The organism is Mucilaginibacter gynuensis (genome assembly GCF_039541195.1).
In the GTDB taxonomy this organism is placed as follows: Bacteria; Bacteroidota; Bacteroidia; order Sphingobacteriales; family Sphingobacteriaceae; genus Mucilaginibacter; species Mucilaginibacter gynuensis.
Map to the genome: position 1 here is coordinate 286,721 of NZ_BAABFT010000005.1, position 22,451 is coordinate 309,171.

At 44.1% G+C, this 22,451-nt stretch carries 15 protein-coding genes; 1 reads left to right on the forward strand and 14 read right to left on the reverse strand.

Annotated elements, in window-relative coordinates:
- Window positions 1-7: 7 nt before the first annotated feature.
- The 12 genes from ABD894_RS12120 to ABD894_RS12175 form a co-directional block, all read right to left on the reverse strand.
- Window positions 8-2,995: a SusC/RagA family TonB-linked outer membrane protein gene (locus ABD894_RS12120; protein WP_345211300.1), complete on the reverse strand. Its 2,988-nt coding sequence runs from the start codon at window positions 2,993-2,995 to the stop codon at window positions 8-10.
- Between the two features lie 563 nt (window positions 2,996-3,558).
- Entirely contained in the window at window positions 3,559-4,923 is a 1,365-nt protein-coding gene (locus tag ABD894_RS12125) for an alkaline phosphatase family protein (protein ID WP_345211301.1), read from the reverse strand.
- Between the two features lie 15 nt (window positions 4,924-4,938).
- Window positions 4,939-5,991 carry a metallophosphoesterase gene (locus ABD894_RS12130; RefSeq protein ID WP_345211302.1) on the reverse strand — a complete coding sequence of 351 codons (1,053 nt, stop codon included), beginning with the start codon at window positions 5,989-5,991 and terminating at the stop codon, window positions 4,939-4,941.
- Window positions 5,992-6,061: 70 nt separating this feature from the next.
- Window positions 6,062-7,600 (reverse strand): RagB/SusD family nutrient uptake outer membrane protein, encoded by a 1,539-nt coding sequence (locus ABD894_RS12135; protein WP_345211303.1) that lies wholly within the window; start codon window positions 7,598-7,600, stop codon window positions 6,062-6,064.
- A gap of 24 nt (window positions 7,601-7,624) precedes the next feature.
- Complete coding sequence (locus ABD894_RS12140) at window positions 7,625-10,933, reverse strand: SusC/RagA family TonB-linked outer membrane protein (protein ID WP_345211304.1); 3,309 nt, start codon at window positions 10,931-10,933, stop codon at window positions 7,625-7,627.
- Window positions 10,934-11,090: 157 nt separating this feature from the next.
- Complete coding sequence (locus ABD894_RS12145) at window positions 11,091-12,026, reverse strand: FecR family protein (RefSeq protein WP_345211305.1); 936 nt, start codon at window positions 12,024-12,026, stop codon at window positions 11,091-11,093.
- A 72-nt stretch (window positions 12,027-12,098) separates the two neighbouring features.
- The gene (locus ABD894_RS12150; RefSeq protein ID WP_345211306.1) at window positions 12,099-12,698 is read right to left on the reverse strand and encodes an RNA polymerase sigma factor; all 600 of its coding nucleotides are present in this window, start codon (window positions 12,696-12,698) and stop codon (window positions 12,099-12,101) included.
- A gap of 101 nt (window positions 12,699-12,799) precedes the next feature.
- Window positions 12,800-14,068 (reverse strand): YdcF family protein, encoded by a 1,269-nt coding sequence (locus ABD894_RS12155; RefSeq protein WP_345211307.1) that lies wholly within the window; start codon window positions 14,066-14,068, stop codon window positions 12,800-12,802.
- Window positions 14,069-14,174: 106 nt separating this feature from the next.
- Entirely contained in the window at window positions 14,175-15,293 is a 1,119-nt protein-coding gene (locus ABD894_RS12160; protein ID WP_345211308.1) for a Gfo/Idh/MocA family protein, read from the reverse strand.
- A 15-nt stretch (window positions 15,294-15,308) separates the two neighbouring features.
- Entirely contained in the window at window positions 15,309-16,166 is an 858-nt protein-coding gene (locus tag ABD894_RS12165) for a sugar phosphate isomerase/epimerase family protein (protein WP_345211309.1), read from the reverse strand.
- 20 nt (window positions 16,167-16,186) lie between these two features.
- Entirely contained in the window at window positions 16,187-16,438 is a 252-nt protein-coding gene (locus ABD894_RS12170; RefSeq protein ID WP_345211310.1) for a cupredoxin domain-containing protein, read from the reverse strand.
- A 9-nt stretch (window positions 16,439-16,447) separates the two neighbouring features.
- Complete coding sequence (locus ABD894_RS12175; RefSeq protein ID WP_345211311.1) at window positions 16,448-19,213, reverse strand: PVC-type heme-binding CxxCH protein; 2,766 nt, start codon at window positions 19,211-19,213, stop codon at window positions 16,448-16,450.
- 133 nt (window positions 19,214-19,346) lie between these two features.
- Here ABD894_RS12175 and ABD894_RS12180 point away from each other — a divergent pair, with 133 nt between their 5' ends.
- Entirely contained in the window at window positions 19,347-20,249 is a 903-nt protein-coding gene (locus tag ABD894_RS12180; RefSeq protein WP_345211312.1) for an AraC family transcriptional regulator, read from the forward strand.
- Window positions 20,250-20,565: 316 nt separating this feature from the next.
- Here ABD894_RS12180 and ABD894_RS12185 read toward each other — a convergent pair whose 3' ends face one another.
- Both ABD894_RS12185 and ABD894_RS12190 read right to left on the reverse strand, forming a co-directional pair.
- Window positions 20,566-21,324, reverse strand: coding sequence for an SDR family NAD(P)-dependent oxidoreductase (locus tag ABD894_RS12185; protein WP_345211313.1), 759 nt, complete (start codon window positions 21,322-21,324; stop codon window positions 20,566-20,568).
- Between the two features lie 435 nt (window positions 21,325-21,759).
- Window positions 21,760-22,347: a Crp/Fnr family transcriptional regulator gene (locus ABD894_RS12190; protein WP_345211314.1), complete on the reverse strand. Its 588-nt coding sequence runs from the start codon at window positions 22,345-22,347 to the stop codon at window positions 21,760-21,762.
- Window positions 22,348-22,451 lie beyond the last annotated feature (104 nt).

A 22,451-nucleotide genomic window follows, 5' to 3' on the forward strand; every position in this document is an offset into this window, starting at 1 on the left:
TTAGTTCTTAAAAGGTTGCTTGCAAGCCAAGTATTACTTGCAATGTTGATGGATAATAGTTCAATGAGGTATTTACACCGGGAGTAAGCCCATTGATCTGAACAAGGTCGGGATCGCCTCCTGTATAGCTCTTAAATGTGTGCAGGTTTCTACCTGCTGCATAAAACCTTACAGATTTAAGATATTTTGTTTTTAATGGCTGTGTGTATCCTAAAGAAACATTATCAATTTTCACGAATGAGCCCGACTCCAGGAAATAATCAGCTGCGCGGTATTGAGTTTTATCATTTGTAAGTTTTGAATACTTGCTTTTATCATCATAAGCCGATTTCAACACATTTGCATCGGTTTGGCTGGCCGCCGTACCCAAATAAAATGCCGGGGTATTAAAAATTTTGTACCCGAAAGTGCCTCTTAAAAATATATTCAAGTCAAATCGTTTGTAACGGAAACTATGGTTCATCGAGGCCGTAATTTTTGGCAAACCATTGCCTACATATTGCTTGTCATCATCAGATGCTTCATTGGCCGGAATAATACTGCCGTCTTTTTTATACACCAGTAAAGCTCCCTCATCATTTACACCGGCAGATCGCAGCGTATAAAATTCACCAATGCTATGTCCTTCTTCTATACGCTGTATAGTACCCGGTGATCCCGGAGCGGGCAAGCCGGCAACGTATTGATAGGTTGCACCTTTGTATATGCTGTTAGAGAATGAAATAAATTTATTTTTATTATAAGCAAACGCCAACGTAGCATTGTAGCTAAAAGCGCTTTGTTTAATTACCGCTCCGTTTAAGGTAACCTCAATACCGTAATTCTTCATTGTACCCACGTTGGCGTAAGTACGATCTTGCGAATTGGGAGGTAACGGAACATCATAAAGCCCTAAAAGGTCTTTATTCGTGCGGATATAATAATCTACAGACCCGCTTAAACGATTATTGAGTATAGCGAAATCTATACCCGCGTTAAAGTTGACTGCCTTTTCCCATCGCAAATCCGGGTTAACATTTGATGCTGGCCCATACACCTGGTATGGCGCGCCGTTAAAAGGGAAATACCCGGCACCGCCATATAGCAGCAAAGAAAGGTAGTTATCGAAATCCTGGTTACCGGTAATACCGTAATCTGCCCGAACTTTCAATTCATTTACCCATGGTAAAGTTTCTTTTAAAAAATTCTCCTCTGATAATCTCCATGCGCCTGAAACCGCGGGAAAATTGCCCCACTTATTGTTGGATCCAAATTTTGAAGATCCCTCGCGCCGTAAACTTGCTGTTAAGATGTAACGATTATTAAAATCGTAATTCAGCCTGCCAAAAAAAGCGATAAGTGTGGAGCCATTTTGTGTAGAACCTACAGCCAATTGACCCTGCCCTGCGGCTCCGCCATTATATAAGCCAGATCCTAAGCTGTTCCATAGGTATGTATCAAACGGAAAATCGTAATTTTGGGCGTAGAATTGCTTATAGTTATACAAAGAGTACGAATAACCTCCCAACACCTTAAGATGGTTCTTTCTAAAATCGAGCGAGTAATTACCCGTCCATTCCACATTCTTTTGATCGTTCTCTTGCTGCTCTTGCGAAGCAAAATTGACCTGTGTAATTTTGCCGGCATGAACTATAGTTGACAGTGTTGAAGGACTGAAATTCATATTACGCGCCGAACGGCTTATTTGCGAAATAGTTACCGTGGTACTAAGGTTCTTCAGAATATTAACTTTTAAAGATCCGTTAATATCAATCTCCTTAATATCCGCATCCGATTTGATGAGCTTCCCGTTTTCAACAGGGTTATTAGAAAAGAAACCGCTATTTATAAAATTGTACCGTCCTACGCTGTCATAAATCGGGTAGGTAGGATTTAATGTTAGCGCGTTATTAAAATTACCCAAGTCGGCATTACTGGTATTCATGTAACGGGGTGCAACGCTCAAGCTTCCTACAAAAACATTGTCATCTGTAGCATGGTTTACACTGATTCGGGCGCCATATTCTTTTTTATGCGCCCGCAGGTCGATACCATCCGCGTTGCGGTAATCTGCCGAAGCGAAGTAATTAGTTTTACTCGTACCGCCCGAAAGCTGAACGGTGTGTTTCTGACTAAATGCCGGTGAATTGGTAACCGCATCGAGCCAGTTGGTTTTGGCACCGTAATTTACTCCTTTATCGTTTTTTATACGGTGTTCAATAAACTCATCGGGCGAAAGGTTTTGCAGACGGTTGGTTACATAATCGAAACTGGCATAACCATCATAAAACATGCGGCCCTGCGAAGTACCTTTCTTGGTGGTGATGACAATTACACCATTACCGCCGCGGGTACCATAAATGGCCGAAGCCGCGCCGCCTTTGAGCACATCGATACTTTCAATATCGTTTTGGTTAATGTTATCAATGTTTCCACCCGGAACACCGTTGATCACATACAATGGCCCAAGGCCCGCGTTACGCGATGAAGCGCCCCGCAACTGTATGCTGGGCGATGAATTTGGATCGCCGCTGGAAGTATTGGTTATAGTAAGGCCGGCTACTTTACCCTGTAAGGACATTAAGGGGTTATTTGCCGAAACCGGGAGCAGGTCTTTCCCCGAAACATGGGTGATGGCACTGGATACTTCCCTTTTGTTAAGGGTACCGTAACCAACACTTACCACTACTACTTCTTCTAAAGTACTGTTCGACTGCTCTAAACGAACATTGAGGGTGTTAGATCCGCTTAGATCTGCTTTTTGGGTGGCATAGCCGATAAATGAAAAGGTAAGGCTTTTAGTCGCTTCCGGAACGTTTAGGGTATACGTTCCGTTAACATCTGTAGTAGTGCCTACAGTAGTGCCCGTTGCAACTACGCTTACTCCGGGCATCTCCGCACCTGTGGCCGCGTCGGTGATCTTACCGCTGATGGCTTTGTTTTGCGCAAAGACGGGAGAACAGGCGAAGAGAATCAAGACACAAATGCTTAACAATCGTAAAAATTTTTCTCGCATGATGATTTAAAATTGGTTTAAAAAAGGCCTGGCATCCACCCGTCGCTGCAGCCGACGAATTACTGCCCTGGTTACGAAGTATCGCGCTCATACTCCGAACACAAATTAAAAGAGCGAAAAGGGTTGTTTTAATACCGGGAGGTACAGGCTCAAAAAAATCTCAATTTTTTAATAATTAATTATTTGATAATCAAATAATTAACGAACATCAAAAGATGAAAAATCCAGACAAAATCAAAACCATATGTATTGGATTTTGTAATAAAGGGGTATTATTAATGGTTAAACCATAATAATAAAATCGTAAGGTACAGTGCAACCGTCACTCCTACCGGTTTCTCAAAGGATGTGCGGTACTGCGATATTGACACTAAGGGGTTTTTGATAATAGTTCGCTTGATTTCTAATCAGCGAAAAACTGCCATATATAATGTGATGGGAGCTTGATTATATAAAGCATGTTTAATATATATCCCGAGGTAGAACTAATTAAAAACGCAATATTAACAAGAAAGCCGGTTGCAAAAACAACCGGCTTTCTTGTTAAGTATTATTTTCAATTTTTACTTATCCGCTTTAACAGGCATCAATATACCGGGATATAACACGCCATCGGCTTTCAGGTTAATACCTAACAAGTGCGCTATTAAAGGCGCTATATCTTCCTGCCCTATCAACGGCAATACAACACCTTGTTTAATACCTTTGCCGAAAGCTACAAAACCGGTTTGTATCTCTTTGAAGTCGGTAGGCATGTAGCCATGTGTACCGCCTTTTGCCGCGGTTAATAACTCACCACCGGCTGTAGCGCCAAAGCTAATTCCCTGGTAAGCCGCAAGTGCTAATGCTGCATTGGGATCGCCTTGAGCCTCGGTAAGCGTCTTCTTGTCAACAACATGGAATAGTTTTTTTACAGATAAAGGCAATTCGGCTAAAGCTTTGTTCACTTTTTCAAGCGTTGCTTTGTCTTTAGGATCACGCAGGTGCAAAAATGCCGAGCCGCCGCTGGCCTGGAAGTAGGCTTTCCAGCCATCCTTGTTCGTGTTATCATACAGGCCTATCTTAGCCAGCATTACATTAGGATTAAACTGTGTATGGATGTCAACAAATCCATGGTCGCCGGTAATGATAAAAGTGGTGTTCTCGTTTAATCCGGCCATTTCTATGGCATCCATAATAGTTTTAACAGCCACATCAACCCCAACCACCGCCGAGCGAACCTTATCGCCATCGCGACCCTGTTCGTGCTGAAAATGATCGGTAAGCCCGATATGGATGGCCAAAAACGCGGGCTTGTATTTGCGCAGAATGTAGGCTGCCATACGTGCCTTGTTTTGGTCGTTAGTATAATCGTTAAGCGCCGCGCCGTACTCACTGATTTTGCCTATGGCATTTTCCTGCACCTCATCAAACAGCGATTTGGGGTTCGATTCATCGTACAATGCCTTGATCTCGTCTTTCTTTTCTCCCTTGTTTTTTGGCAGAATGACATATTCGGGCAGGTTATAATCTATCGGCGCGCCAACAGTAACCGGCCAGCTTACACCGGCTGTAGTTAAACCGGCATCTTTAGCGGCTGTCCATAAGGTAGGTACTTTGATATCCTTATAATACCAAAACCATTTTCCAGTAATACCTAAAGGCTCAACCGGGGTATTGTAATAAATGCCATGTTTGGCAGGTAACACCCCGCTTACAATGGTAGTATGCGAAGGATATGTTACTGTAGGGAAACTTCCGCGTACACCCTCGGCATAAGCACCGGTGTGCATGCCCTGGCGAATGTTCACCATACCCCATGCCGGATCGAGGTAAAACTCAGGGCGAAGGCCATCAATACTGATCAATACTACATGTTTTTCCTGTGCTTTGGCCATTGAAGTGGTCAACAGGCAAATGATAGCAAGACTTTTAAATATTCTTTTCATTGTGTATATGTTTTATTAAAATAGCGGTACGGTAAACTGGCTGTCGCCGTCTGTTTCGTTTTCGTTGGTGTAAGCCGAAAAAGTTTTTACGCTTAGTTCATTCTTTTTTACCGAGAATTTATATAAACGCATCAACCCGTTTCCGCCATTGGGGCGGCTTTGGTAATCGTTTAAAAAAGTTTTTATGGTATGCCCGTTATATACATCGGTACGGTAGCCTTCGCCGTTATCGCCCACGTGGCCGCACAGCATCATAAACAAATTAGCATTGCCTTTCAAAGCCTCATAAATGGCCTTGCCCGAGCTGTTAAACGGCGCGGGTGACTCATTGCTGCCTTTAACCGGGTTAAAATGCAGTATGGAATGGCTTACCACAATGGCCTTGCGGGCAGTATTTTTTGTTAGTATTTCATTAGCCCAGGCATACATACCGGCTTGATCTTCGTTGAATACATCATACTCCAAAAACAAAACGATAAAATCTACGCCGCCTGAGCTAAACAGGTCGTAATGGCTGTCGTTGTTATTACCATAATGGCCGCCGTAGTAAGGGCGACCTTCAAAATGCGGTACGCCGAAATACTTATTGTAAAAATTGGTAGTGCCTTTAACCGGGTATTGCGAAGGATGCTGATCATGATTACCAACCGCTAAACCATAAGGTATGCTCACCGGGTTTTCAAGTCCGTATAATGCTGTCTTCGCCAGGTACCATTCTGAACGTGCCGTAACCGGGTTATCGCCATGTTCGGTTATATCGCCCATGTGGGCTACGTAGGCAATGTTCTCCTTAACCTGATTTTTTTGGATCCAGGCTATCTGTGCCTTAAACATATCAAAGTTACCGCCCAATTGCGCTTGTGCCAGGTAGTATTGTGTATCGGGTATCACCGCTATGCTAAAATCGCCCGGTTTAACTACAGCGGGTTTCCCCGGCGTGTTTAAAACCGTATCGATAAACACAAAGGGATGATATGCCCTGTCGATATGTATTGCGGCGGCATGCGCGTTGGCTATCATTAATGCGCCGCTTACGCCTGCTAATAATGTTCTTTTAATATTTTTCATATCCATGTTTTGAGGTAGTGTATAGTAACCCGGCAGGAAAACGCTCCTGCCGGATCAGAGAAAAAATAAATTAGTAACCCGGGTTTTGGATCATGCCCGATGGGTTAAGCTCTACTTCGTACTGCGGCAATGGTAGTATCAGCATATATGGCTGTACATTGTAAGCGTCAGACGAAAGGTACGATACCTGTTGTTTCAGCTTAGCGCCGAAGGCATTGATAACGCTTATCGCTTTATCTGTGCGCACCAGATCGTGCCAGCGATGGTTTTCAAATGCCAGTTCAACACGGCGTTCGTGGATGATGGCATCGCGAAGCGCAGCCTGGCCTGTGGTTGTCACCGGATCAAGCCCTGCCCTGCGGCGTACCTTGCTCAATGCTTCCATTGGCGATTTGCCTTGCTCGTTCTGCGCTTCGGCCAATAATAGCAACGCATCGGAGTAGCGGTAGATCGGGAAATTATCGTTTGAACCATCAGAAGTAAGGAGCGGCGCGTGCAAATATTTTTTGATATAAGGCACGCCAACCTTACCGGCTGTAGGTACATAGTTAACCACACTTTTATTAGCCGAATAGGTAAACAGGTTGCTGGCGGTGTAGGTGCCTTCAACTATTCCTATAGAGGCATCCAGGCGCTGGTCACCGGCCTCGTAACTATCAATAAGGTCTTGAGTGGGGGTGTTCCAGCCGGCGTTGCCGCTGTTGTTAACAGTAATGCCGGTTAACACGGAGGCATTAGTAGTACGGGGCAAAAACTGCGCGGTAAGCGGATTTGGGGTAGTGCCCAGCGCGTTACCCTGCAAATACTGTACTTCAAATAACGATTCTTTACTGTTTTTATTAGTCGGTGAGAAGGCATCGGCGTATTTTTCGTTCAGGTCATAACCCATACCTGCCAGGGTGTTAAGCAGTTTTTCGGCTTCGCCCCATTTCTTCTGCGTAGCATATATTTCAGCCAGCAGCATGGTAGCCGAGCCTTTAGTGGCCGCGCCGGTTTGCGGAAACTTAACCGGCGCTGCCAATTCATTGATAGCGTCGGTTGCATCTGCAATTATTTGCTGGTAAACCGCGTCGACAGGCGTACGGTTAATAAAAGCCTCTTCCGGACTTTTAACTTCTTTCAAAAACAACGGCAACGCGCCGAATAAACGTACCAATTTAAAATAATACAGCGCGCGCAAAAATTTGGCTTCACCGTCTATCGACGCTTTCACGGCCGGGTCAAAGCTCATAGGCGCTAATCTTTCAATAACGATATTGGTACGTGAAATACCATTGTAGCAATGTTCCCAAACGGCGTTTGCATAATCATTGCTTGAGTTATTGGTAAAGTCCGACAGGTTTTCGCGCTGCAAATAAGCAGTACCACGGTTGCTTGGGTATGGCTGGTAAATGGTATTATCCGAGTGCATTTCGGAAGTGAAGTAGTCGTTCAGCAACACGTTACGTAAAGGCGCATACGCGGCTATTACTGCTTGCTTAAACTGGTCTTCAGTTTTATAAAATGTATTACCGTTGTATGAATCCTCGGGGGTTAGGTTAATAAAATCCTTTTTGCATGACGAAACCGATATTACAAGCGTCGCGAGCAGTATATATACTTTTTTCATGTTGTATGTTTAATTAGGTGGCTGTTATTTAAAAGTTGCTGTTAAACCGAACGACAAGGTTCTGGGAATAGGGTATGCGTTTTCATCAATACCTATACCCAGCGTTGGATCCTGGCCCGCGAAGTTGATCTCGGGGTTTAAACCGCTGTAACTGGTAAACACAAATGCCTGTTGTACCGAACCATACACGCGCAGGCTGCTTAATACCGAATTATTCATATTAAAGCGGTAGCCCAGCGATATATTTTTAATGGTGAAGTACGACCCATTTTCAACCCATTGCGAATTTACCTGGCGGCCCATAGCGGTAGTACCTGTTTTGGTACGTGGATAAATACCCGAACCCGGGTCTTCAGGCGAACGCCATCTGTCGGCTGCTGCGGCCAGCATTACACGTGAGCCATCCATATTGGTTTGGTACGCCCATTTGGCGGCATTTAATATTTTACTGCCTACCGAAAAAGACGTATGAATATTCAGATCGAAATTTTTGTAAACGAAGTTGTTGGTAAAACCACCGGTGAAGGTTGGTGTAGGGTCGCCAATAAAGGTACGGTCGTTAACATCATCAATTTTACCATCGCCGTTAATGTCTTTAACTTTGATAGTGCCCACATCAGATGCTGTACCATATTTCGGCGAGTTGGCCAGGTCTTCGGCGTCTTTATATAAACCCTCGAACACGAAACCATAAAACTCACCGAGGTGATGACCTTCCTGCTGGCGGAAATAATCGGACGATACCGTGTTGTTACGACGGATAAAGCCAGGACTAACCAGTTTCTTGATGATATTCCTGTCGAAAGAAATATTGAAACTGCTGGTCCATTTCAACTCACCGGTAAGGTTGGTACTGTTTACTGATATCTCATGCCCCCATAACGAGATCACCCCAACGTTATCCAGTATACTTACAAAGCCCGATGCCTTTGGTATCGGACGGTTCATGATCAGGTCGTCCGAGGTTTTGCGATAGTAATCATACGTAATATGCAGGCGATCTTTTAACAGTGATAAGTCAAAACCTATATCAAACTGCTTATTGCGTTCCCAGCTTAGCTCGGTGTTTTGCAAGCGGTTAATAGTTTGCCCCTGAACAGATGAACCGCCGTTTACATAGTAATATTTACCAATAGTAGCCTGCGCCTCGTAGTTGCCAAAGAAGTTGTTACCGGTTATACCATAGCTGGCGCGAATTTTAAACAGATCGATGAAAGAGTAATCTTTCATAAAATTCTCATCGCTCACAATCCAGCCTGCTGATACCGATGGGAATGTGCCATATTTTTGATTATCGCCAAAGCGCGAAGAACCATCGCGGCGAACAGCTCCCTGCAATAAGTAACGGCCTTTATAATTGTAGTTGATACGGGCTATGCTTGATAACAAGGAATAAGCAGTATAACCGCTTGTACCCGCAGTAATGGTTGAGGCGGCAGAAAGGTAAGGGATCTCATCATCCGGAAAACCTTCACCGGTTAGCGAGTTGCTGCTGCTGCTGAATTTTTGTACCGAATATCCTGCCAGCGCTTCGAGGTTATGATCGCCAAAGCTTTTGTTATATACAAGGTTTCCTTCGGCCGTGTACGAACCGTTATCAATTGAACTGCTTGTGCCGGTAGCTTTACCCGGTGTAGATGTTACTACGCCCGATTGAAAGTACTTACGTGTTTCGGCACCCTTATCAACAGCAAAATTGGTTTTAAGGCTAAGGCCTTTCAAAAACTCGTAATTAAGGTAGGCGTTACCTAAAATGCGGGTAGTTTTATAATCATCCTGAGTTAGATTGAACTGTGCCAGCGGGTTAATATAGGCCACCATACCCGGCGAGTAAGTATCGCGGTTATAGGTACCGTCTTCATTATACGGTGTTTTAAGCGGACTTGCCTCAAATATACGCTCGAACAAACCACCTACACCATCGGTATTCAGGCGGTTGTTATGATCCAGGCGATAGCTTGGCGCAACGTTAAAGCCTACCTTCATTTTGTTATTGGCAAGGCTAAGATCGTGATTGATGCGTAACGAATAAAGCTTGGTACCGGTATTGATCAAAACACCCTGCTGCTCCTGATAACCCAATATAACCGATGTTGAAGAACGCTCGCCTGCCGAACGCACCGTAAGATCATAGTTTTGGATAGGTGCCGTACGGGTGAGCAGTTTATACCAATCTGTACCTTTGCCATATTGCTCGGGGTTAAGGTATTCTTCCGGAGTTGGGGTGGTATAATTGGTTTCGTATTTGCGGGCATCCTCAAATTTCTCTTTCATGTATTGGGCAAACCCCTGGGCATCCATCATTTTTGGTACACGTTCTGATGGTATTTTCTGCACGCCGTAGTTGGCGTTAAATTCTATCTTGGCATCGCCGGGTTTAGCGCGTTTGGTAGTGATCAAAATAACACCGTTTGCCGCGCGTGAACCATAAAGCGCAGTAGCAGAAGCATCTTTCAACACACTGTAGCTTTCAATTTCAGATGGGTTGATGTTATTGATACTCCCTGTTATCGGGTTACCATCTACCACAAAAAGGGGCTGATTACTGGCATAAAATGATGCCGCGCCGCGTATCCTGAATTCTACACCACGACCGGGCTGTCCGCTGGTTTGCGCAACGTGTACACCGGCAATTTTGCCCTGCAATTGCTGCGCGAACTGGTTAACAGGCATATCCTCCAACTGACGTGAGTCCAGCTGCGCGATGGAGCCGGTTACCTCACGTGCGCGTTGCTTACCGTAACTTACGGTTACTTCTTTTAATTGGTTGCCTGCATTCAGCCTCAGGTTTACAACGGTGGTTTGGTTGCCTTTAACGGTTATGCGGCTCTCGCTTGGGTTATAACCAATAAAGCTTGCGGTGACGGTGTATTCGCCCTCGGGCACGGTAAGGCTGAAATTTCCGTTAACATCAGTACTTATACCGTAGGTGGTACCGCTTAATTTTACCGATGCACCGGGCAGTGATAATCCGTTTTCGTCAGTCACCTTACCGGTTACCTTGCCCGACTCCTGCTTAAACAGCAGGATGTTACCGGCCTGTTCTTTAAAGCCGATGTTATGCCCGCTGAATATGGCCGACAAAACGGTTTCGAGCGATTGGTTGCTGTAATTTCTCGGGTTTGCCGGTATTTCAGACAGCTTCAGGTAATTGTTGTCATAGGCAAAGGTTAAACCGGTTTTATTCTCCAGTTTTTTAATAACAGATAACAGGTTCTCGTTTTGAACGGAGATATCCACGCGTTGTTTAACGCCCTGGGCACTAAGGTCGGTTGCCCTTACGGATAGCAGCGCTGTTATAGATATGGAAAGTAATAAACAGGTGATACGCATAAACTGTCTCCACGTTTTTGTATAAAAAATCATATTTTTGAATGGCTTTGTAATTAATACTAAATGAGTTGCTAAGCATTGCAGGCAAGGTCGGCAAACCTGTACCTGCGTAAATTTTAATACCGGTTTCCGGAGCAACGGAAGCCGGTTAATTCTCTTAATAGAGCACTACTTCATTCCCCTCCTTTCTGAAATGCGTGTTATGAATAATGCTGATGGCATTGAGCACCTCACTTGTTTGCATACCGCGTTGTAAGCGAAGTGTAAACTGGTAATGATTTACTTTTTGATTGGCCGGCTTTAACTTAATATTATAAAGATTGCTCACCACAACCGCCAGCTCGGCAAAGCTGGCCTGGTTAAGGTAAGTACGGCCATCGCGCCAGCCCTGGCTTTGGCCAATGTCGGCATTGTGTTGATTGTAAATATGGTTGTCGCGGTTGAACGAAAGTTCCTTACCGGGTGTGAGCATAGCAATGGTACTATCGTTAAACATTACCGCTACCTTACCGGTGGCTACTCCTACCCGCACCTCGGGCATACCCGAATAGGCGCTGATGTTAAAAGACGTACCTAACACCTGAACCTGCAAGCCGGATACATAAACCCTGAAGGGGCGCTGCACATCATGTTTTACTTTGAAAAAAGCTTCGCCGTTATCAATATATACTTTACGGAAACGGCCGCTGAAATCTTCGCTTATCCTTACACGGCTCATGGCGTTTACCCACATCACCGAACTATCCGGAAGCATTACTTCTTTCAGTTCGCCTATGCCCGTTTTTACCATGTTGAATTTTTCGGGAGCAGCAGGTTTAAAAACCGAGTAACCCAGCCATGCCGCGCCGATAAGGAGCACAACGCTTGCGGCAATACGGTAGAAGAAGTTTAGACGTACAGTTTTTGCAGCGGTTTGCTTGTGTATATTTTGCTGAATAGCCTGTTTTATGGCAGCTGATTTTACCGGGTCACTTACCTGGTTTTCTTCGGGCTGATAGGAGCGGTACCACGCTTCAATGATCGCGCGGTCGGCCTCGCTGGCTGTACCGGCTTCATATCTTTGCAGTTTTTCTTTAAAATTATCTATGTTCATCCTGTGGTGTTTCAGTTACATGTCGCTGAAAACCGCCGGAAGTACTTATAATTACCATTAAACTTATATTAATTAATTGTGAAGGAGGGCAATAATGATGGCCAGATAGGTAGCCTGCTTTTCGGGATGCCTTTCGATGACCGTTTTCCGCAATCTGCGGGATACTTCGGCCGTGTAGTTTTTTACAGTTTGTTCGGCTATGCCTAATTCGCCGGCTATAGCTTTTACCGTTTTATTTTCGCTGCGCAGCGTGTATACTTTCTGTAACATTTCGGGCATGCGGTCAACAGCTTCGGCAAGGGTTTTTTCCAGTTCAAGATAATCAGCCGTAGTGTCTACAGCGCTTTCGAGGTATTCTACACGGTGCATGGCATCTTCAAGCCTTACCTCGTTAACCTTACGTGAGCGAAAATGGCTGATCACACTTAAGCGCACCGCGCTAAACAAATAACTTTCCAGCGAAAGCTGTACGGTTAAAACATCTCTGCGCTGCCATATTGTAATAAAGAGCTCCTGCACAATATCCTGGGCCACAGCATCATCACCAACACGTGCATGAGCCGCATTGTACAGCCGTTCCCAATAGCGATCAAACAGGAGATCGAATGCAGCGTGGTCGCCATCCTTAATCAAGTATAATAATGTAGTATCTGATTGTGGCTCCTGAAACATATTGACGCCAAATTTACCACGCCAATGTTAAGTTAGTTTTAAGAAATACACATATTGTTCGGGGCGGGCTCCTCATCGGCCGTGGTAAAATCAGGGTCTGATCAAGGATCCATCGGTTCGTCGGCATCTATTTGCAACGAAGTAATAACAGGGTAAAACTCCAATGCTGTTTCAGATAAACGTTTGCCAAGCTTGTGCGGAACATATTTCAATTCGCTGATACAGCGCTTGTCTATCGTAATTATAAAATCATTCTGATATTTATCGGTCACTATTAATCCTGGTTTTGCCAATGGCATCCCGTACCTGAAAACAAGGCGCACATCATTCCGAATGTTGGTTGTGGTATGACGGGCATGAGGTTCAATGATGACGGCATTTTCGGGCAGATGTAAGCTGTTGATCATGTATTTCTTCATTTCCACAGCTTCGTTATAGATAGTCTTAAACGGATGCACTGCTCCGCCGGATACTACAACAAAAGGCGCTTTACCTGCAAAATACTGCCGGGCGGCAGCTTTACAGCGCAGCATACCTTCGCCGCTAAGGGGTGTGGTCGGGTTATCGGGCCCGGCACCGGGCACTAAAATGTGCGAGTAAGGATATGATGCCCAGTTGATCTGTTTTACCCGTTCGGCTGCGGCCCGATTAGCGGTAGTTGCCATCGGCTCGCAATCGGCCGCGTTGCGTCGCTCGTTAATCTCCAGGTATACCAATGCGGCATGCAGCGGCGCCTCGAAGAAGAGTGATTGCTGGTTAACAACATCCGCCACTTCGGCCGAGCAATCATACATCAATATGTAATAGTTCTTTTTAGTTACATCAAAGCTTATAGAATCTATTTGTGGATAGTTAGGCTTTTTGCCTTCGGCGTAAACTTCAATGGCATGATTTACAGCGCCGGCATCCTGCTCCCAGGCCTTTACCAATAGTTCGGCAGGGCTTTTGGCATCGTAGTAAATATAGGTACCGGACGGCGCAAGGTGCTCTTTTACCAGTTTATCTAAAGCGTTGCCGGGTTTATACAAAGCGGTAAGGCGGGCACTTACCTGGCCTATCTCTTCAGTACTGAATTTGAGGCGGGCAGGCAGGCATAAAGCATCTTTACATTCGGTAAGCGAGGCACGCAAACTGTTTAGCTTTTTTTGAGCAAGCTCAGTAAGCGCGGCATCGGCAGCTAAAAGCGCTTGGGCATTTTTATCATATTGCAACAGCGTGAGCAAATAATAATTTTTAGCTTTTACCCAATCGTTTCCTGATACCAGCTTATACCCGGCCCTTGGCTGACCGACTTGCGCGGAAACTGTGTTATAAAAAAACAAGTACGATAACGCCAATAAAACTGACTTGCATTTTAATATTTTGTACATGAGCTAAATATAGCTGAACTATTGCAATACCGTATTATTATGCAGCTTTTTACCTTTTGAATACAACTATCTCAACTCAAAAACTAATTTAAACTCATTGTTATCATCAGGCTTTGTTAAAAGTAAAATCGGGCAAATACCGTTTTTCGCCGCCGTTCATGGCCGAGTCGTGCGCTAAAATACCCACACAGGTGATGTTTGCCGATTGCGCAGCATTTGGGTATGGCTGCCTGCCTTGCACCAGCGCGCTTAAAAATTCGTTAACCAAATGTGGATGCGAGCCGCCATGGCCTGAGCCTTGTATGAATGATAAGTGTGTTTCGCCATCGTCGCCATAAACACCTTGTGTGGTGAAGCTTTGTATCTCTTTCGGCAGTAAATGGGCGTAATCAGGTATCTTCACTCTTTCGGGTGTTTCCCCGGTATGTATCACGCTTTCTTCATGCTCAACCAGTGTCCACTCGAATGTTTTTTTTGAGCCATACACATCAAAGCTCTCGCGATATTGCCTTGCAGTGTTAAACAACGAACGTGTAACTTCTGCCGACAAATCCGAATCTTTCAATTTTATATGGCAGCTTTCTATAGCGAACGGCGAACCATATTTAGGGATCAATTCTTCGCTTATTCGTCCCGAACCAAAACATGATACGTATTCGGCCTCTGCTTTTGGCAATGCCAGTACGGGGCTAACGCAGTGCGTGGCATAATACATAGGCGGCAAGCCTTCCCAGTAGCCCGGCCAGCCGGCCATTTCCTGCTGGTGCGAACCGCGGAGGAACTGGATCTTTCCTAATTCGCCCTTTTCATAAAGCTCCTTTATAAAGAGAAACTCCCGGCTGTATACTACGGTTTCCATCATCATGTAAGTTAAGCCTGTTTCGTGCACCGCTTCTACAATTTGGCGGCATTCATCAACCGTTGTGGCCATGGGTACCGTACAAGCTACGTGCTTTCCCGCCCGCAAAGCGGCAATTGCCTGTTCTGCGTGGCTTTGTATAGGGGTGTTAATGTGTACCGCATGTACTTCCGGATCTTTCAATAATTCAGCGTAGCTGGTGTAGCGTTTATTTATACCAAAAGCCTCTCCTATTTCATTCAGCTTATCTTCGTTTCGCTGGCAAATAGCATACATATTGGCATCAGGATGTTTTTGGTATATCGGGATGAACTCGGCACCAAAACCCAGGCCTACAATTGCTACGTTGATCTTTTTCTCGCTCATGTTTGTATTTGATTATTATTTGAAAACCTCTTTTAAAAATCGCAAACCGTTATTGGCAAACTCATCCTGACTGGCAGCCAGTGGTTTCCATATACATACCGCGCCCGCCAACTCCTTTACTTCGGGGGTGAAACTTTCTATCGAAATGATGCCTTTATAGCCTATTTGTTGTAACCCGGCTTTGTAAGCGGCCCAGTTAGTTTGCCCTGTACCGGGCGTGCCACGATAGTTTTCGGATACCTGGAGATGGATCAGTTTATCGCCGGCCGCAATAATGGCGGCCTCCACGTCGGGCTCTTCGATACTCATGTGAAAACCGTCTAAAGCGATATTGGCGGCAGGGTGATTGATATCGCCGATAAGCCTCAAGGCATCAGCAGCAGTATTGATCATGTCCGATTCAAAACGGTTCAGGGGCTCAATACCCAGTTTTAAACCCCTTGTTTTGGCCATATTACAAACTACGGTGAGATTTTCAACGGCCCTGCCCCATTCTATTTTACGCTGCTCGGGCGATGCTAAACGCGCCTTGCCAACAGCCGAATACATTGGCCCTGCAAAAAAAGGCACATCAAGCTGATTACAGATCTCCAAACAGGCTTCTATATAGTTAAAAGCCTTTTGATGATAGGCCGTGTCATCATGGGTAAGATCACGTTCCGGACCGAACGCGCCGCATATTACCGCCTTTAAGTCGTTTTCTTTTAAAGCCTTTTTTATTAACGCGGTATCAATAAGCGCCGGATCTTCTACCGGTATTTCTACCACATCGTACCCCATCGCTTTTATTTTGCCGAACAACGCGATGGTATTATTACAAAATGGCGATGCCCACAACCACGTGCTAACACCATACGTTACCTTTAAATTCATGTGCTTTTATTATGGGCTTTTTATTTAATTACTTTTAATATTCCGTTCATAATACGCCAGTGGCCCGGGAAGGTACACAGGTAAGGGTATGAGCCGGGCTGTTCGGGCGCGATGAACTCGATAGTTACTTTTTGCTGTGGATTAAGCAATGCCGATGACTTAAGTACCTCGGGTATTTCAGGTACATAGTTCTTATCGGCCCCCTTAGGGTCACGGGCCAGCTCGTCGGCAGCATTGCCAACTATATTGGTGGTACCGGGTTTTATCAGCACCCAGTTATGCTACATAAAGTCGGGGTTTTCAAAATTGAGGATAACCTTCTGCCCGGCTTTTACGGTAAGCAGTTTTTTATCAAATTGCATCACATGTTCCACTACCTTTAAATTGATAGTAACCGGCGGCAAACCTGACTTTGATTTTTCGGTAGTTGACCCGGTATTGGCTTTTCCTGTTTGTTCAAGAACATCATATATACTTTTATTAAGTGTACCGGCTTGCGTGCTTTTCTTAGCGTATGCCGCTAAATAGCCTGCTTTATGTTTTATTGCCGCTGCCTGCAAGGCTTTGCTTACCCATTCGTCCTTACTATTGCTCTCATTATTGGCTGCATCATATATTACGGTTCCGATATTATTATCAGGCGCATGATCGGCCAGTACCAATACGGCAGCTACACGCACACGGGCATCGGTGTCATTTAAAACATTCGCCTTAATAATTTCTTTCAAAGCGGCATTTGATAAAGGCAACACCTGTACAGCCGCCTTTCGTACAGCGGCGGCCGGGTGTTGTAAAGCCCCTACAACCGCTTGCATAACCTGCGGATTGCTGCCATCTATAACACCAAATCCTTTCAACACCCACAAAGCGTGAACAGCAGTGCCAGACAGGCCCACATTATCCTGTTTTTTACTGTTTATGATATTGATAAGCGCGGGTATAGCAGCGGTATTCTTTCCTTCAACAAGCAGCTGTTGTGCCGTCATCCGCCAAAACATGTTATCGCTTTCAAGCGCTGCTATTAAACCCGGAATATCATCTTTAGATAGTTTTATTGGTGTGTAGCTTTTGCCGTTTTTATATACAATGCGGTAAATACGTCCTTTATCATGATCACGCAGCGGGTTGATATAGGCATTCCCCTTCCCGTTTTCAAAGCCACGTGGTGTTGGGTTATGTTGGATAATAAAGTCGTACCAGTCGGCTACCCAAACGGCGCCATCGGGACCCACTTCGGCTTGTACGGGGCCAACCCATTCATCGGCACTGGCCATAAGGTTCCAGCCATCTGTTTCGGTAAAACCGGCTCCATTTTGTTTCAATATGGCCTGGTGCACTACACGCCCTGTTGGTTCGCAAACAAAGGCTATTCGGTTCCAGTAATTTTTGGGGTAATTACGTGCAGTGTAAAGGTTATGGCCTGCCGCCGCAGTAAAGCCGCCAAAAACATCAACCTGCCGAAGATTAGGGAATACCACGTGCATATCATAATGCCCGTCGAGCTTTTTAACCGATTGAAAATCCCTTTTCTGGCCTGCATCTTCACTAACATAACGCGCGGGCAAGCCTAAAAAGGCACTATGTGTATTATTGGCAGTGGAGATAAATACATCGTTCTCTTCTGAAAAGCCCAGTCCCCAGGTGTTATTGCTGGTTCTTCCTAAAAATTCAAGCTGTTTACCGTCGGGCGTAAAATTATAAACCCCTTGTCCAAACTTCATTTGCTTGCCGCCAACAGCGCCATCGAAACCTGAATAACCAAGTACCCCCCATATCTTATTATCAAAGCCATACTTTAAGTTTGATGGCCCGGCATGGGTATCGCTTTTGCCCCAGCCCGTTATGATATTTTCCCGTACATCGGCCTTATCATCACCATCGGTATCTTTAAGAAAGATGAAATTAGGCGCCTGCGCTACAATTATACCACCGTTAGCAAACACGATACTGGTAGGTATATTCAGCTTATCGGCAAAAATGGTGAATTTATCGGCCTTGCCATCGCCATCGGTGTCTTCACATATCTTTATACGATCTTGCCCGGTACCGTTATCGGTTCGTACTTCGTTCGGATAATCAATGGTTTCAATTACCCATAAACGCCCTTTCTCGTCCCATGCCATCGCAATAGGATTAATTACGTCGGGTTCGGCCGCGAAAAGCTCAACCTTAAAATCAACCGGTACCTGAACCAATTTTTGCGATTCGGCAGGCGAAAACGGTGCCTGAAACTTTGGCGCCGGATCTCTTTTTTCATAATTAGGAATATCGGCCGCTGTATATGTGCCTTGTGGAACCTGTAACGCGTTTACCTGTTTATTAACCTTATCGCCCAAAGCCCACAGTAGTCCGTTTTTCACCAGCGTTAAAAAGCCCTTATTGGTCCAGGTACTATCATTATGCCCGTAAGCTGTGTAAAAAACACGCCCCATACCTTGTTTACGTACCCAGGTATATGGCTCATGATGATCACCATCTACCCTTTCGGTAAGTACCGTTTTATCGGGGTTTATTTTATCGTGAACATATGTTTCATCCCAGGTTTCAAAAGCAGGTACATCTTTCATCACCGGGTGCTTGCTGTTTACTATTACAGCCGGGAACCTGCCGGTTGTATGCGTTTTAAATTGCCCCCCTACGGCCTGTACATACCAGTTTGAATTACGGAAACAAAATGAAGCGCAATGTAATGGCACCAGGCCCTTACCACCTTCAACAAATGCCCGGAGAGCGCTTTCTTCGGCTTTACCAATAGTGTCGTAATTGGCATAGATCACCAATGCGTCGTACTTTGCCAGATTTTCGGTATTCAGATCGGTAAGTTCATCGGTGTAGGTTATATTGATACCGCTTTTAAAAACCGCCGAAGCCAGCATCGGCGCGTATTTGTATGAATCGTGGTGTTTTGACGCGTGCCCGAGAAACAGTACCTCGGCACGGCGAGGCGCTGCATCTGATATTTGCGCTGTACTTTTATGAATTTTGCTTGAACAACTGCACACAACTATTAAGATGACTCCCGAAATGAGCCGGTTGATTGATTTCATAAATGTTTATAATTATTGGCAGAACAATTATCCAAATTATTAATGAAGCTTCATTGCTGATTTTTGCCCAAAAAAGACTATATTATATCATTTTGTTGTATGCAAGATGATCATGCTATCCTATTTTTGATATATGAGAAGCATAGTAAAGAAAAGCCCTATACCTAAAAGCAAATCTTTTGTTATACAACACCTGCAATCGCATTATTTCGATCCGCATATACACTCGCACCCCGAGTATCAATTGTTTTATGTGGTGGAAGGACGCGGCACACGCTTTATAGGCGATAATATAAAATCATTTAACGAAGGTGATATTGTATTTACCGGGCCCAATTTACCACACCTATGGCGCAGCGATAAGGAGTACTTTGACACGAAAACAGCATTGCAAACCAGCGGAATAGTGCTTTATATGAATGAGCATTTTTTGGCCGATTCCATTGGCAATGAAGAATTTGAAAAATTAAAAAGCTTGTTTGACAGATCGTTAATGGGCATTGAGGTTACCGGGGCAACAAACGCGAAACTAAAGGAAATGCTAAAGGCCCTCTTACAAATGAAGGGCCTTAACAGTATTATCCAGTTATTGAACATCTTAAACCTGATGGCCGATTCGCCCGATTGCATACTGCTCACACAAACGCCTCTTTCGGCCACTCCAAACGATAAAACAAGCACCCGGATGAACAGCATATACGAATTTGTAATGCACAATTTTAAAAGCAATATCACCCTTGCATCTGCCGCCGACCTTGTGAGCATGACCCCTACCTCATTCAGCAGATTCTTTAAATCGCGCGTTAACAAATCGTTTTCAGATTTTGTGAAGGATGTAAGGATAGATCACGCGTGCAAACTTTTGCTTGATGAAAATATCCCCATCAGCCAAATCGCTTTTGAAATAGGCTACCCTACACTATCCAACTTTAACAAACAGTTTAAAGTGTTAAAAGGCGAAACACCTTTTGATTACCGCAAAAAATACAGGGAAATAAATAACGGATTCGTAAGGGAATTACATGCCGCCTTATGAATTCTGTTCAAATCAACGCAGCAAACGCACATCATGAATTGCCGCCGTAGTGTTACCCAGTAAGGTAACTAACTTAACTACTTTACTCGAAAATTAATCATGCTATTATTATTCCTATTTGCCTTATAAAGAATACATTACATATTTATTATCATTATATGATGCATTTTAAATCACAAAATATCAATAAAAACCCTGCTTCTTCCGGAAGCAGGGTTTTGAAAGAAGCTATACTTTTAAAACGTTTATTAGTGTTTTTTAGTAAAATCTCCACCAACCAATAATCTCGTCCCGTTATCTTTCATTTTTTTTAAGTTTAAAAACCATACATGCCACCCGACACGGAAATTTGCTCTCCCGTAATCCAGGCTGCATCATCGGAAGCAAGAAACACAACAGCTTTCGCAATGTCTTCGGGCTGGCCTCTGCGACCAAGCGGTGTTTTTTCGACAAACATTTTTTCATACTCACTGCCGGCAGTTACGCCAGCGCTGGTTGCTCCTTCTGTTTCAGTAGCACCCGGCAATACAGAATTGATACGAACGTTTTTTGCACCCAACTCCTTAGATAAAGCAATTGTAAAGGCATCTAGTGCCGCTTTGGTTGCAGAGTACAACGAGGCATTTTGAAGAGGGTATTTACTTGCCCCCGAACTGATATTGATAATGTTCCCACCCTTATCGCCGAAAAGTTTCAGCGCTGCCTGGATAGTAAGAATTGGCCCCAGCACATTGACATTGAAACTTTGATGGAAGCCTTCTACCGAGATGAGTTCAATAGGTGCATACCCTTGAGAAACCGCGTTGTTTACCAAAACATCCAACGTGCCGAAAGCCGCACTGGTTTCTTCAAACAGCCTGGTTACATCGGCTTCTTTCGATACATCGGCCTGCACTGCAATGGCAATGCCGCCATTGTCGGTTATTGCCTTCACTACTTTATCCGCGCCCTCTTTGCTTGAAGCATAATTTACAACCACCTTTGCGCCCTCTGCCGCAAAGTGTTTTGCTATAGCTGCACCTATTCCTTTTGAAGCACCGGTAACTACCGCTACTTTGTTTTTTAATTTACTCATGTTTTCTAAATGTTTAAATATTCAAATTCTTCAGGTGTATTTTCTGTTCTGAAGTATATCCAAAAATGCAATCCGGTAACAGACTTTTTATTGACATGTATCATTAAGTAACTGTGATTTAGGGTAATTTATAGTTGTGACTTAAATCACATTACTCTCATAACTAATTTATTAACAACAACTTAAGATAAATTAAAGAAGCAAGGCGACAGAAAACTCAGAAAAATTACAACGGCATATTCTGCGTTGACAGAACTTTTTTTTGCATTCAGAAAGCTATATTGAGATAGAATTTTAAAGCGGCAATGGGAAGCCGGATGTTTTGCGGAAGATATATTAAGCGTGTTGTTTGCAGGAATGCTATGGCGTTTCTGTCAGGTAATTGATTATCCTAATATTATCATTTAGATACCGAATATCATCCCTGAATAAAATCTATTTGGAAAAGTTTTTCCTAATCCTGCTCAAAGTTTCCCGGGATAAACCCAAATAAGAAGCGATTATGTTTTGCGGGAATCGCTGTATAAATTGCGGATAACTGCTGATCAATTCCTCGTAACGCTCTTCAGCCGTATAACTCATAGCGGCTTGCACTCTTTTTTGATTAGCAATGGTGTAATTTTGACTAATCAGGTTCGACATCGCTGAAAAGGCAGGTATACGCTTAAGAAACTCCTCAATTTGTGCATTGGTTGATTGCAGCACCTCCAGATTCTCCAGCGCTTCAATATTAAAGCGACTTGGAGTTAAGAGGTAAAAGCTTTCAAAATCGGCCAGCCACCAATTTTCCAAAGATAGTTTCAACGTATGTTCGTGTCCTTTTTCATCTACTGTAAAGGTTCTGGCAGATCCTTTCACAATAAACCCAATATATTTGCATACGTCACCCTCCTGCAAAAAGTATTGCCGTTTTCGGAGTTTTTTGGGTTTGAAATGTTCCATCAACAAATGCTTATCATCATCTGAAAGCAGTTTGCCTGATATTTGCTGAATGTAATCGAAAAACGCTTCAAAATTAGACATCGTTCAAGTGTATAATAATTTGCAATTTACTCAAGTTGCCTGATAAATGACAACAAAACAAACACCGTTAATCACTCAGCACGCCTAATTGGCAACTGAGATTC

What these genes read in the sequence shown, in the direction of transcription:
- ABD894_RS12155 (WP_345211307.1), bottom strand. Translation starts at nt 14,068, where the DNA reads ATGTACAAAATATTAAAATGCAAGTCAGTTTTATTGGCGTTATCGTAC.
- ABD894_RS12150 (WP_345211306.1), bottom strand. Translation starts at nt 12,698, where the DNA reads ATGTTTCAGGAGCCACAATCAGATACTACATTATTATACTTGATTAAG.
- ABD894_RS12160 (WP_345211308.1), bottom strand. Translation starts at nt 15,293, where the DNA reads ATGAGCGAGAAAAAGATCAACGTAGCAATTGTAGGCCTGGGTTTTGGT.
- ABD894_RS12190 (WP_345211314.1), bottom strand. Translation starts at nt 22,347, where the DNA reads ATGTCTAATTTTGAAGCGTTTTTCGATTACATTCAGCAAATATCAGGC.
- ABD894_RS12120 (WP_345211300.1), bottom strand. Translation starts at nt 2,995, where the DNA reads ATGCGAGAAAAATTTTTACGATTGTTAAGCATTTGTGTCTTGATTCTC.
- ABD894_RS12140 (WP_345211304.1), bottom strand. Translation starts at nt 10,933, where the DNA reads ATGCGTATCACCTGTTTATTACTTTCCATATCTATAACAGCGCTGCTA.
- ABD894_RS12125 (WP_345211301.1), bottom strand. Translation starts at nt 4,923, where the DNA reads ATGAAAAGAATATTTAAAAGTCTTGCTATCATTTGCCTGTTGACCACT.
- ABD894_RS12175 (WP_345211311.1), bottom strand. Translation starts at nt 19,213, where the DNA reads ATGAAATCAATCAACCGGCTCATTTCGGGAGTCATCTTAATAGTTGTG.
- ABD894_RS12185 (WP_345211313.1), bottom strand. Translation starts at nt 21,324, where the DNA reads ATGAGTAAATTAAAAAACAAAGTAGCGGTAGTTACCGGTGCTTCAAAA.
- ABD894_RS12135 (WP_345211303.1), bottom strand. Translation starts at nt 7,600, where the DNA reads ATGAAAAAAGTATATATACTGCTCGCGACGCTTGTAATATCGGTTTCG.
- ABD894_RS12145 (WP_345211305.1), bottom strand. Translation starts at nt 12,026, where the DNA reads ATGAACATAGATAATTTTAAAGAAAAACTGCAAAGATATGAAGCCGGT.
- ABD894_RS12165 (WP_345211309.1), bottom strand. Translation starts at nt 16,166, where the DNA reads ATGAATTTAAAGGTAACGTATGGTGTTAGCACGTGGTTGTGGGCATCG.
- ABD894_RS12130 (WP_345211302.1), bottom strand. Translation starts at nt 5,991, where the DNA reads ATGAAAAATATTAAAAGAACATTATTAGCAGGCGTAAGCGGCGCATTA.
- ABD894_RS12180 (WP_345211312.1), top strand. Translation starts at nt 19,347, where the DNA reads ATGAGAAGCATAGTAAAGAAAAGCCCTATACCTAAAAGCAAATCTTTT.